The sequence below is a fragment of the Arhodomonas sp. AD133 genome (assembly GCF_051195215.1).
Taxonomy (GTDB): domain Bacteria; phylum Pseudomonadota; class Gammaproteobacteria; order Nitrococcales; family Nitrococcaceae; genus Arhodomonas.
Map to the genome: position 1 here is coordinate 127,243 of NZ_JBNAZM010000009.1, position 11,435 is coordinate 138,677.

An 11,435-nucleotide genomic window follows, 5' to 3' on the forward strand; every position below is an offset into this window, starting at 1 on the left:
GGAGTTTGCCGTGTGCGCCGCCAATGATGACGTGCGCGACAGCCGGTAACGTCAGGCGTTGTACCGCACGGTGGCGCAGCGGCTGACGTCATAGCCGCCGAGCGCAGTGGCGCGTTCGCGGAACGTCGTGCTTTGAACGAATGCCATCAGCCGCTGCATTGGCGCTTCGAAGTAACTGCGCCGGCGCATGGCGAGATCGAAGCGCTCCCGGGCGAGGGGGAGAAAGTCCAGGCCGTGGCGCCGTGCTGCCGCCTCCACGGCGAGTCCGCAGTCGGCACGTCCGTCGCGTACTTCCAGGGCGAGATCGTCCTCGGTCAGGGCCGGCCGCGGAGCGAGGGCGAGCGAACGCGGATCGATACCGGCCGTCTCCAGCAAATGGTGAAAAAGCGTTGCCGCGCCGGCGCCGTGCTGGCGCCGGGCAATGCGCACGCCGGGGCGCTGGAGATCGGCGATGGCGGTGAGGCCAAGCGGGTTGCCCGGTGCCACTACCAGCCCCTGCTCGCGCTCGGCCCATTCGATCATCACCAGGTCGCGCATGCCGCCGAGTCCGAGGCGCACCGGGTCGTTGTAGGCACCGCTCGCCGGATCGAGCACATGCAGGCCCGCGAGCTGGGCGCGTCCGTCGAGCAGTCGCTCCACGCCGTCACCGCTGCCCTGGCAGAGCAGCCCAAGGTCGGCATGACTCTCCCGCAGGGCCCACTCCAGCAGCGGGTCCTGGCTGCCGGCGTAAACCGGCGGGGGCGGGGTGGAGGTGGCGCTGTCCCCTTCCAGGTGGCTCATCACCCACAGATCGATCGCCTGGCGCGGAAACAGCAGCTTACCGGTGATACGAGCGCAGGGGATGGCGTGGTTGCGGGCGAGGTCGTAGACCTTGCGCTCCTTCAATCGCAGATAGTCGGCCACTTCGCGGGTGGTCAGGAACTCGGCCATGGTGCGCAGACCTGCAGGAACAGGCACATATTTCGTCGTTACCTGAAAGATAGCCACGAGCGGTACATCCTGCAGTCATGAACGGGGATGAGTCGCTGGTCGGGAACGCCTTCACGGGTGCACTGAAGCTGCTGCTCTCGCTCGACCCGGCTCTTTTCCGGGTGATTGCGCTGTCGCTGCAGGTGAGCCTCTCGGCGGTCGCCATTGCCACGGCGCTCGCGTTGCCGCTGGGTGCGGCGGTGGCACTGTTCCGTTTCCCCGGGCGCGGGTTGGTGGTCGTGGCGCTGAACGCCCTGATGGGGCTGCCCCCGGTGGTGGTGGGGCTCGCGGTTTATCTTCTGCTCTCGCGGGCCGGGCCGCTGGGGGCGGCGGGGTTGCTGTTCACGCCGTCGGCCATGGTGATTGCCCAGTGCGTGCTGGTGCTGCCCATCGTGGCGGCGCTTACGCGCCAAACGGTCTCCGACTTGTGGGAGGAGTACCACGAGCAGCTCCAGTCTCTGGGCTCGAGTCGGGCGCGGGCCATTCCCACCCTGCTGTGGGATGGCCGTTTCCGGCTCATCACGGCGGTGCTGGCGGGCTTCGGGCGTGCCAGCGCGGAGGTGGGCGCGGTGCTCATCGTCGGCGGCAACATCGACGGGTTCACGCGGGTGATGACCACCTCCATCGCCCTGGAGACGAGCAAGGGCAACCTCGGGATCGCCATGGCGCTCGGCATCGTGCTGCTGGCGCTGATCGGCGTGATCAACGGCCTCGCCTACGGCATCGGCGAGCTCGCGCGGAGGCACTACGGATGAGCACGCTCGACGACGGCTTTCTGCCCCTGGCGCTGGAGGGCGTAGCCTTTGAACGCAACGGTATGCGGTTGCTGGATGCGGTCTCGCTGGTGCTGCCGGCGCGGCGGCGCACACTCGTCATGGGCCCCAATGGCGCCGGCAAGAGCCTGCTCATGCGTGTCTGCCACGGCCTGCTCGTGCCCACCGGCGGCACCCTGCGCTGGGGCAACGGCCATCGCCCTTCTTCCCGCGAGATCCGGCGCCGGCAGGCGATGGTCTTTCAGCGCCCGGTGTTGCTGCGCCGCTCGGTGCTCGGCAACGTCACCTACGCGTTATCGCTGCGGGCGACGCCGCCGCGGGAGCGGCGCGAGCACGCCATGGCCGCCCTCGAGCTCTTCGGGCTCGAGCACTTCGCGCGGCGCTCCGCGCGGGCGCTCTCCGGCGGCGAGCAGCAGCGCCTCGCGCTCGCCCGGGCGTGGGTGCTGCGCCCGGAGATCCTCTTCCTCGACGAGCCCACGGCGTCCCTGGATCCTGCTTCCGCCGCGGCGGTGGAGGACGCCGTTGTCCGCTTCCACGAGCGCGGCACGAGCGTGGTGATGGCGACCCACGATCTCGCCCAGGCGCGCCGGCTCGCCGAGGACGTGCTCTTCGTTTGCGGCGGTCGGGTACTGGAGCACGTGCCCGCGGCGACATTCTTCGCCGAGCCGCGAACGCCCCAGGCACAGGGGTTCATCCGCGGCGAGCTGGTTCACTGAGTCGAAAGATCCAAGTTCAAAGTTCAAAGTTCAAAGTTCAAAGGCAAAAGGCAAAAGGCAAAAGGCAAAAGGCAAAAGGCAAAAGACGGAAGACGGAAGACGGAAGACGGAAGACGGAAGACGGAAGACGGAAGACGGAAGACGGAAGACGGAAGACGGAAGCGGGAGAGGCTGTCATGCAGCGTTGGATCGTGCTCGTCGGCGTCGCGGCCCTGGTCGCCACCGCGGGCGTTCAGGCCCGGGACGACAAGGCGTTCGTGCTCGCCTCCACCACTTCGACGCAGAGCTCCGGGCTCTTCGACCACCTCATCCCCAAGTTCGAGGCGAGCACGGGGATCGATGTGCGCGTGGTCGCCGTGGGCACCGGCCAGGCACTCACTCTCGGCCGCCGCGGTGACGCCAGCGCGCTGCTGGTGCACGCCCCGGCGGCGGAGAAGCAGTTCATGGCGGAGGGCCACGGCGTCGACCGGGTGGCGGTGATGCACAACGACTTCGTCGTGGTGGGGCCGGCGGACGACCCTGCCGGCGTCGCCGGGGCCGGGACGGCCTCGGAGGCGTTCAGCCGGATCGCCGAATCCGGGGCGCCGTTCGCCTCGCGGGGCGACGACAGCGGCACCCACAAGAAGGAGCGCGCCATCTGGGAGGCCGCCGCGGACGATCCCGGCGGCGGCTGGTACCGCGAGCTCGGCAAGGGCATGGGGGCGACGCTCAACACCGCCGCTGCCATGGACGCCTACGTCCTCACCGATCGCGGGACCTGGATCAGCTTCAACAATCGCCAGAACCTGGCGATCGTCCACGAGGGCGACGAGATGTTGTTCAACCCCTACCACAGCATGCTGGTGAACCCGGAGCGCCACGACGGCGTGCGCCATGGCCTTGCCCGGCGTTGGCAGCAATGGCTCGTCTCGCCCGAAGGGCAGGCGCTCATCGCGGACCATCGCCTCAAGGGCCAGCAGCTCTTCCATCCGGACGCCCAATAATGGCGTAGCCCGGGGACGCTGCCGCATCATGGTTGCAAAGGTATGCTGTCGATGGTGAGGGAGACGTCCATGACCGTCGCGGTTCTGGTGGGCACCCGGAAAGGGCTCTTCATCGCCCGTAGCGATGCTGCGCGCGAGAGCTGGCGCGTGGAAGGGCCGCATATGGCCGGCTACGAGATCCAGGCCGCCTGGCTCGACCCGCGCGATCCCCGGTGCGGCTACGCGGCGGCCCATCATCCGGTGTGGGGTATCCACGTCCACCGCAGCGACGACGCGGGGCATAGCTGGCAGCCTCTGCCGGATGTCCCCCGCCACTGTGAGGAGGACGACGACCCGGCGAGCCTGCGCATGATCTGGAGCCTGGCGCCGGGGGCGGAGTCCGAGCCGGAAACCCTGTACGCCGGCATCGAGCCGCCGGGCCTGTTCGTCAGCCGCGACGGCGGCGGGCGCTGGGAACCGCTGCCCGGCTTCAACGAGCACCCGGACCGCGCCACCTGGAGCCCGGCCAAGGGCGGTCTCGCCGTGCACTCCCCGAGCGTCGACCCGCAGCACCCGGAACGATTGGTGGTCGCCCTCTCCGCCGGCGGCGTCTACCGCACGGGCGACGGCGGCGGGACCTGGCAGGCCTGTAACCGCGGCGTTCGTGCCCCTTACCTGGCCGGTGATGCGCCGGAAAGCGGCCATTGCGTGCACCGCGTGCTCCGTCATCCAGCACGGCCGCAGAGGCTCTACCAGCAGAGCCATAATGGCACCTACGTCAGCGACGATACGGGCGACCATTGGCACGAGATCACCGCAGGGCTGCCCAGCGACTTCGGCTACGCCCTTGCCACCGACCCGCGCGATCCGGACACGGTCTATACCGTGCCCGAGCAGAGCAGTCAGCTCCGCGCCACCGTCGACGGGCGCCTGCGGGTCTATCGCAGCCGGGATGCCGGCGAGACGTGGACGGCCCTCACCGAGGGCCTGCCCCAGGAGAACGTCTTCGTCACCATCCTGCGCGACGGACTCGACAGCGACGACCTGGCCCCGCTCGGACTGTATCTCGGGACTTCCAGCGGGCATCTCTTCACGAGCCGCGACGGTGGGGACATCTGGGCGCTGGTGGCGGGGTTTCTGCCGGGAATTCTCAGTGTGCGGGCGCAAGCGCTGTGACAGGAGGTGGCATGGGTCGTCGCGTGGTGTGCAACGCGCTCGTCGAGATCAACGTCGTGCGGGTTGCGGCGCCGTGCCGGGGTGGCCGGGCGGTAGCCCGTTGCCGGACACGCCGTGAATACGTCCCTGTAGGCTCGTATGCAGCGTCCCTGCTGCATACGGTCCGTCAACGGGCTACCGCCCGGCCGCTTGCCACCCTTGTGCCACCCTGCAACCGGCGCGTTGCACACCACGCGACGCAGGCCGTGCCGCTGGCTTGTCTGTGGCATCGGCATGGTGAGGACCCGCATTGCCGGTGGCGTCTCGGTAGGTCGGCGAGCGCGAAGCGCTGGCCGACATCCCACGCATCGGGGTGTCGGTCGCCAGGCGCGATTTTCGTAGATCGGCGAGCGCTAAGCGCTGGCCGACGTTCCTCGTACGGGAATGCCGGCTGCCAGATGCAGCCGCAAGTCCGGAGGGCCTCGACAGAACGCTCACGTACAGCCCAGGTCGTGCCCCGACGTCGGGGAATGCCGGTTACCTCGCCGATTGCGCCGCCAATGCCCAGGGGTGGCTCATGACCAGCGCCGACATCGTGCACCTCCTCGGCGCCAGCGGCGGCGTCGTCTGCGCTGTGGGCGCCGGGGGCAAGAAGACCACCCTCTACCGCCTCGCCCGCCTGCACCCGGGGCGCGTGGCGCTCACTGCCTCCGTGTTCGCCGCGCCGCCGCCGCGCCGGGTCGTGGGCGCGCGCGTGTTCGAGCCGGAGACGGAGCTGGATGACGCGGTTCTCGCCGCCGCCGGCAGTCATCGCCGTGTGGCCTACGCTCACCCCTCGGACAAGCCCGGTCGCAACGCGGGCGTCGCGACCGACCGTATCGCCGAGCTCCACCGCGCGGGCGGGTTCGAGGTGACCCTGGTCAAGGCGGACGGCGCGCGCATGCGCGGTATCAAGGCCCCGGGAGAAGGCGAGCCGCAGCTGGTGCCGGGCACCGTCACCGTGTTGCATCTCACCTCCGCGGCGGTGCTCGGCCAGCCCCTGGACGAGCGTGTCGCCCACCGTCCCGAGCGTCTCGCCGCCCTGGTGGGCGCGGACCTTGGTGAGACCCTCACGCCTATGCATCTCGCCCGCCTGCTCGCGAGCCCCGACGGCGCCTGGCGCGGCGTGGGCGAGGCGCGGCTGATCCCGGTGATCAATCAGGTGGATGCGGCGGACCGGCTCGCGCCGGCGCGGGAGGCGGCGGAGCGTGCGCTAGCCGAGTGTTCCCGGCTGGAGGCGGTGGTGCTCGCCGCCATGCGCCGGGACGATCCCATCGTGGAGGTGGTGCGATGAGCGCGCGCAACCGGGTTTGTTACCATTGTGGACAACAGGCCCGAGTGGGAAGGCGAGAGTCATGAATGCGGTGTCCGTCCGGATTCCCGCTGCCCTGCACCCGTTCACCGGCGGTGAGAGCGAGCTCACCGTGGAGGCGGCGTCCGTCGGCGAGGCCCTGTCCGCCGTGGGGCGCCGCCACGAGGCGCTGCTGCCGCGCATCCTCACCCGCGGGGGCCGCCTGCGGCCGTACGTGAACGTCTTCCTCGACGATCAGGACATCCGCTCCCTCGACGGGCTCGATACCCCGCTCGCCGGGCATCGGACGCTCATCGTCATGCCGTCGGTGGCTGGCGGATGAGCGCGCTGGAGCGCCAGCTCGCGCGGCTGCGCGAGCGCATCCCCGAGATCGATGCCGCCGAGGCGGCGGCGCGGGTGGAGCAGGGCGCGCTGCTCATCGACGTGCGCGAGGCCGACGAGCTCGCCGAGGGCGCGCCCGAGGGGAGCCGCCATGTCCCGCGGGGTCAGCTCGAGCTCCGGATCGCCAGCGTCGCCCCCGACGTCGATACCCCGTTGGTGCTCATGTGCGCCGGCGGGACGCGCTCACTGCTCGCCGCCGATGCCCTGCAAACGCTGGGCTATCGCCGGGTCGCGAACCTCGCCGGCGGTTTCAAGGTGTGGAAGGACGCGGGGCTGCCGGTGCGCATGCCGCCTGCGGCAGCCGGTGACGATCTGCGCCAGCGCTACGCCCGCCAGATCAACCTGCCCGAGGTGGGCGAGGCGGGGCAGGCCCGGCTCGCCGAGGCCCGGGTGCTCGTCATCGGGGCCGGCGGGCTCGGCTCGCCGGCGGCGCTCTACCTCGCCGCCGCCGGGGTCGGCACCCTGGGCATGGTGGATGACGACGTCGTCGACCGCAGCAACCTCCAGCGCCAGGTCCTCCACGCCGAGGCGCGGGTGGGGATGCCCAAGGTCTACTCGGCCCAGGCGACGCTCCGCGGCCTGAACCCCGGCCTGCGCTTCGTCCCCCACGCAGTGCGGCTCACCGCGGACAACGCGGAGCAGCTGGTGAGCGACTACGACCTGGTGCTCGACGGCTCGGACAACTTCGCCACGCGCTACGCTCTGAACGATGCTTGCGTCCCGCGCGGCATCCCGCTCCTGCATGCCGCGGTCTATCGCTTCGAGGGCCAGGCGAGCGTCGTCTGGCCGGCCCGTGGCGGGCCCTGCTACCGCTGCCTGTTTCCGGAGCCACCGCCGGCGGAGCTGGCGCCGTCGTGTGCCGAGGCGGGCGTGCTCGGTGTGCTGCCCGGGCTGCTCGGCATGATCCAGGCCACCGAGGCGCTCAAGATCCTGCTCGACCTCGGTGAAGTTCCGCTAGGCCGGTTGCTGTGCGTGGACGCCCTGCGCTCGGAGTATCGAAGCCTGCAGGTCTTCCGGGACCCGGCGTGCTCCGTGTGCGGCAAGGCGGCCAATGCCCCGGTCGAGGCCGCGCCATGACCGACGCACCCGCCAGTGATGTGACGGCAGTGATTCTCGCCGGCGGGCGTGCCACCCGCATGGGCGGCGAGGATAAGGGCCTGATCCCGCTTGCCGGCCGTCCCATGATCGAGCACGTCCTCGCCGCCATTCGACCTCAGGTCGGCGAGGTGCTCATCAACGCCAACCGGAGTTGGTCGGCCTACGAAGCCTACGGCCACCCGGTAGTGGCGGACGATGTCACCGACTTCCCCGGGCCGTTGGCGGGCATGGCGGCGGGGCTCGCCACCTGCGCGACGCCGCTGGCGCTGTTCCTGCCCTGCGATGGCCCGCTGGTGCCGCGGGATCTGGTTGGCCGACTGTACGGCGCGCTGACCGCGAACGGTGCACAGGGAGCGGTCGCCCATGACGGCGAGCGGCTGCAACCGGTGCACGCCCTCCTCCAGCGGGAGCTGCTCGGCTCGCTGCGCGCCTTCCTTGCCGACGGCGGCCGGAAGGTGGCCCAGTGGTACGAAACGTTCGACACCACCGAGGTGGACTTCTCCGACCACCGCGAGCTGTTCATGAACGTCAACACGCCCGATGAGCGCGATGCCCTCGCCGCGCGCCTGGCAGCGGAGCGGCACGGTCCATGAACGAGTCACGGCGCAACCACGGCTGCGGCAGCCACGATGCCGGCGCGCTGAGGCTGGAGGAGGCGCTCGCGCGCCTGCGCGAGTTGCTCACGCCCATCAGCGATACCCACCAGTTGGCGGTACGGGACGCGCTGGGTCGTGTGCTCGGTGAGGACATCCACTCGCCGCACGACGTGCCGGCGCACGACAATTCGGCCATGGACGGCTACGCAGTGCGCCACGCCGACGCCGAAGCGGCGGCGGGCGACGGGCTGCGGCTAGTGGGCAGCGCCTTCGCCGGCCATCCCTTCGCGGGTGAGCTCGGCGCGGGCGAGTGCGTGCGGATCATGACCGGCGGCGTCGTCCCGGCCGGGGCGGATACCGTGGTCATGCAGGAGCACGCGCGGGTTGCCGACGAGCGGGTGATCGTCGAACGTTGGCCGCGGGCCGGCGAGCACGTGCGCCGCGCCGGCGAGGATCTCGCCCGCGGGGGCATCGTGCTGGCCGCCGGCCGCCGCCTGAGCGCTGCCGATCTGGGGCTGCTCGCCTCGGTGGGTATTCCCGAGGTGGCCGTGCGCCGCGTGCCCCGGGTGGCGTTCTTCTCCACCGGCGACGAGCTCAGGTCACTGGGCGAGCCGCTCGGTCCCGGCGAGATCCACGACAGCAATCGCTACACCCTGTTCGGCATGCTCACCCGCCTCGGTGTCGAGGTTCGCGATCTGGGCGTCGTGGCCGACGAGCGTGATGCCGTGCGGACGGCGCTCGACAGCGCCGCGCGGCAGGCGGACGTGGTGATTACCACCGGCGGGGTGTCGGTGGGCGAGGCGGATTATCTCACCGAGCTCCTGGCGGAAGTGGGCGAGGTCGGGTTCTGGGCCGTGGCGGTGAAACCCGGCCGGCCGCTCGCCCATGGCCGGATCGGTGAGGCCGCGTACTTCGGCCTCGCGGGCAATCCGGTCTCGGCGATGGTGACGTTCCACCAGATCGTGGTGCCGGCGCTGCGACACCTCGCCGGTGAAGCGCCGCGGCCACCGCGTCGCTTTCGCGTGCGCTGCCAGCAAGGCCTGCGCAAACGCCCCGGGCGGCTCGAGTTCCAGCGCGGTGTGCTGGTGCCGGGCGCCGACGGCGAAACCGAGGTCCGCCCGTTGGCGCAGCAGGGCTCCGGCGTGCTGCGCTCCATGAGCGAGGCGCACTGCTTCATCGTCCTGCCGTTCGACGGTGAGGACGTTCAGGCTGGCGAGCGGGTCGAGGTTGAACCCTTCGACGCTGTGCTGAGCGGCTGAGTATCGCTCACTCCAGGTGGATCTCGCCGTCCACCTCGTGGCGGATCCGCAAGCCTTCCACCTCCAGCGTTACCCGTACCGGCAGGTGCTCATCCCCTTTGAGACGGCCCTCGGCCACGGCCTCGCGCACGGCGGTCTCGATCTCCCGCTGCGAGGTGACGCCCACGCGCTTGAGGAACTTGCGCACGCTCATGTTGAGGCTTTCCTCGTCCATCACGCCGGCTCCCAGTTCGAACACGAATGAAGTCACCTTTCAGGGTAGGAGGCTCCGGGCGTTGCGTCACGACAGGCAATCGCCGATCGCGGACGCGAGCCATCGAAACAACCATGCCGACGGAATGTGTGGCCGGCGTTCGCGGGTGGCTCGGTGTCACCGGCGATGGCGGACTGGGTCTTTTCGTGTTGCACTGCGGGCAATATGAAACAGCATCTGACGAAATCGGACGAGCGTGCTCTTGCGACGGCCGGGAGTGAATCCCGCTTTTGGCGGGTGGCGCGGTGGGGAATGGCGTTGTTGCCTTTGTTCTGGGTCGTCACGGCTGCAGGGGAGTTGTCGGCCGCCCATCGGCTGGTGGCCACCTACCACGGCTACTCACCGTGGCAGCTCATCGGACTTTGGTATGCCCCGGACGCGGCGGAGACGTACACCGGCCTGGAGCTGCTCGCGGTCAAGCGTGTCGAAGCTGCGATGTGGCGGCTGATTGTGGCGTTCGTGTTCGGTGGATTTGGTGTCGCGGTACTGATGGATCTGAGGCGGAAGAAACGCCTCTACTTACTTCTTTATTCCAATGGGCTGATTGACGGAGAGAAGAAACAGGAGAATCCTGGCCGTGAATAGGCAGCCGGATCTGCAAACCCCAAGACTGCACCTCAGGCCGTTCCAGCGCGACGACGCTTCCTGGGTTCAGCAGCTTGCGGGCGACGAGCGTGTCGCCGATGTAACGGCGAGCATTCCACACCCGTATCCCCTGGAGGCCGCCGAAGCGTGGATCGCCACGCACGAGCAGGAATGGGCAGGCGGTAGCGGCATCATTTATGCGATCATCGGCAAGGCGGATGGGGTCCCCGTGGGTACCGTCAGTATCACGAATATCGGTCGCGGCAGCGGTGAGCTTGGCTATTGGCTCGGGGTGCCTTACTGGGGGCTTGGCTACTGCACGGAAGCGGCGAGAGCGCTCGTTCGGTTTGCGGCACAGTCTTGTGGTGTGCGCGAATTGTCCGCACGGCATGTCACACGCAATCCCGCCTCCGGAAGAGTGCTCCGCAAGGTTGGTTTCGTGCATCGCGACCAGTCGGTGGCGGCGTGCGGATATCGCCAAAATGTGGAGCCGATAGAGAACTACGTGCTTGAAACGCGAAATATCGTCGATATCTAGGCCCCAGGAGGAGGCATTTTCAGCCCAGGGAGGAAACGGTGACGACCGGCGGCTGGTACGACACATTCGCGCCATTTTACGATTTCGGCACACTGGGCGACTGCTTCTATCGCAAGGCTCGGAAATCGGCGATCTCGGAGCTCGCGTTGCGCCCGGGTGCGACGGTTTTCGATGTCTTCTGCGGTACCGGCACCAATTTTTCCTTGATCCGCAAGCAAATCGGAAAAGATGGCGATATCGTGGGTATCGACGGTTCCGATGGCATGCTGGCCCGTGCACGGGCGCGCGGTGAACGGCTCGGGCTGGCGGATACGGCGCTATCGCTCGTTCGTGCGGATCTCGCGAGCCGGGACGGTATCGAGCGGCTCCGTGCGGCGATTAGGGACGTACGGCCGGGCCATTTTCTGTTTACGCTCGGTCTGACGTGCCTGAGCAACTGGCGGACGTTCCTTGGCGAGATCATGGACATCGCGCCGGACGGCGCCCGTTTGTCCATCATGGACGTCTACAGCAGGCGGTTGACACTCGGGGCGCGTCTAATCAATTGGGTCGGCGCGGCGGATTGTCGTCGCCCCGTCTGGGAGGAACTGGTGCGCCGGGGGGAAGGGGTCGCCTGGCGTGAGTTCCGTCCGTTCAAGGTACTGGATGTATCGGTCTTCGTGGCCAGTGGCACCAAAGCCGCCGGCACACGGTAGCGTGGCCGGTCCGTTTGATGGGGGAAATACTAACCTTGCAGGAAATATTGTCAGGTCTCAGCGCCACTGCGCGGCGGCTCGGCAAGGCGCGTGAGCGCCGGCGT

Annotated in this window: 14 protein-coding genes; 12 read left to right on the forward strand and 2 right to left on the reverse strand. The window is 69.0% G+C overall.

Annotation, left to right across the window (positions count from 1 at the left end):
- Positions 1-51: 51 nt before the first annotated feature.
- Positions 52-930, reverse strand: coding sequence for a substrate-binding domain-containing protein (locus ACPEES_RS08055; protein WP_435102877.1), 879 nt, complete (start codon positions 928-930; stop codon positions 52-54).
- 77 nt (positions 931-1,007) lie between these two features.
- On the opposite strand from ACPEES_RS08055, the gene ACPEES_RS08060 reads away from it, so the two are divergent.
- The 9 genes from ACPEES_RS08060 to moeA all read left to right on the forward strand — a co-directional run bounded on the left by ACPEES_RS08060 (position 1,008) and on the right by moeA (position 9,260).
- Positions 1,008-1,724 carry an ABC transporter permease gene (locus tag ACPEES_RS08060; protein WP_435102879.1) on the forward strand — a complete coding sequence of 239 codons (717 nt, stop codon included), beginning with the start codon at positions 1,008-1,010 and terminating at the stop codon, positions 1,722-1,724.
- Positions 1,721-2,458 (forward strand): ATP-binding cassette domain-containing protein, encoded by a 738-nt coding sequence (locus ACPEES_RS08065; RefSeq protein WP_435102881.1) that lies wholly within the window; start codon positions 1,721-1,723, stop codon positions 2,456-2,458. The genes ACPEES_RS08060 and ACPEES_RS08065 overlap by 4 nt, the downstream gene beginning before the upstream one ends.
- Before the next feature lie 176 nt (positions 2,459-2,634).
- Complete coding sequence (locus tag ACPEES_RS08070) at positions 2,635-3,441, forward strand: substrate-binding domain-containing protein (protein WP_435102883.1); 807 nt, start codon at positions 2,635-2,637, stop codon at positions 3,439-3,441.
- A gap of 69 nt (positions 3,442-3,510) precedes the next feature.
- Complete coding sequence (locus ACPEES_RS08075) at positions 3,511-4,596, forward strand: WD40/YVTN/BNR-like repeat-containing protein (RefSeq protein ID WP_435102885.1); 1,086 nt, start codon at positions 3,511-3,513, stop codon at positions 4,594-4,596.
- 556 nt (positions 4,597-5,152) lie between these two features.
- Positions 5,153-5,908, forward strand: coding sequence for a selenium cofactor biosynthesis protein YqeC (gene yqeC / locus ACPEES_RS08080; protein ID WP_435102887.1), 756 nt, complete (start codon positions 5,153-5,155; stop codon positions 5,906-5,908).
- Between the two features lie 61 nt (positions 5,909-5,969).
- The gene (locus ACPEES_RS08085) at positions 5,970-6,248 is read left to right on the forward strand and encodes a MoaD/ThiS family protein (RefSeq protein WP_435102889.1); all 279 of its coding nucleotides are present in this window, start codon (positions 5,970-5,972) and stop codon (positions 6,246-6,248) included.
- Positions 6,245-7,384 (forward strand): molybdopterin-synthase adenylyltransferase MoeB, encoded by a 1,140-nt coding sequence (moeB, locus tag ACPEES_RS08090; RefSeq protein ID WP_435102891.1) that lies wholly within the window; start codon positions 6,245-6,247, stop codon positions 7,382-7,384. Before ACPEES_RS08085 ends, moeB begins: the two co-directional genes overlap by 4 nt.
- Entirely contained in the window at positions 7,381-7,998 is a 618-nt protein-coding gene (mobA, locus tag ACPEES_RS08095) for a molybdenum cofactor guanylyltransferase MobA (RefSeq protein ID WP_435102893.1), read from the forward strand. Before moeB ends, mobA begins: the two co-directional genes overlap by 4 nt.
- Positions 7,995-9,260 (forward strand): molybdopterin molybdotransferase MoeA, encoded by a 1,266-nt coding sequence (moeA, locus tag ACPEES_RS08100; RefSeq protein ID WP_435102895.1) that lies wholly within the window; start codon positions 7,995-7,997, stop codon positions 9,258-9,260. Before mobA ends, moeA begins: the two co-directional genes overlap by 4 nt.
- 7 nt (positions 9,261-9,267) lie before the next feature.
- Here the strand turns inward: moeA and ACPEES_RS08105 are convergent, their stop codons facing one another.
- The gene (locus tag ACPEES_RS08105; protein ID WP_435102897.1) at positions 9,268-9,498 is read right to left on the reverse strand and encodes a DUF6494 family protein; all 231 of its coding nucleotides are present in this window, start codon (positions 9,496-9,498) and stop codon (positions 9,268-9,270) included.
- A gap of 141 nt (positions 9,499-9,639) precedes the next feature.
- Here ACPEES_RS08105 and ACPEES_RS08110 point away from each other — a divergent pair, with 141 nt between their 5' ends.
- Genes ACPEES_RS08110 through ACPEES_RS08120 form a run of 3 tightly spaced genes read left to right on the forward strand, consistent with a single transcriptional unit; the run spans position 9,640 to position 11,331 of the window.
- On the forward strand, positions 9,640-10,098 hold the full coding sequence (locus ACPEES_RS08110; protein ID WP_435102899.1) for a hypothetical protein: 459 nt from the start codon (positions 9,640-9,642) through the stop codon (positions 10,096-10,098).
- The gene (locus ACPEES_RS08115) at positions 10,091-10,636 is read left to right on the forward strand and encodes a GNAT family N-acetyltransferase (RefSeq protein ID WP_435102902.1); all 546 of its coding nucleotides are present in this window, start codon (positions 10,091-10,093) and stop codon (positions 10,634-10,636) included. The genes ACPEES_RS08110 and ACPEES_RS08115 overlap by 8 nt, the downstream gene beginning before the upstream one ends.
- Before the next feature lie 38 nt (positions 10,637-10,674).
- Positions 10,675-11,331, forward strand: a complete 657-nt coding sequence (locus ACPEES_RS08120) for a class I SAM-dependent methyltransferase (protein ID WP_435102904.1) — start codon at positions 10,675-10,677, stop codon at positions 11,329-11,331.
- Positions 11,332-11,435: the final 104 nt, after the last annotated feature.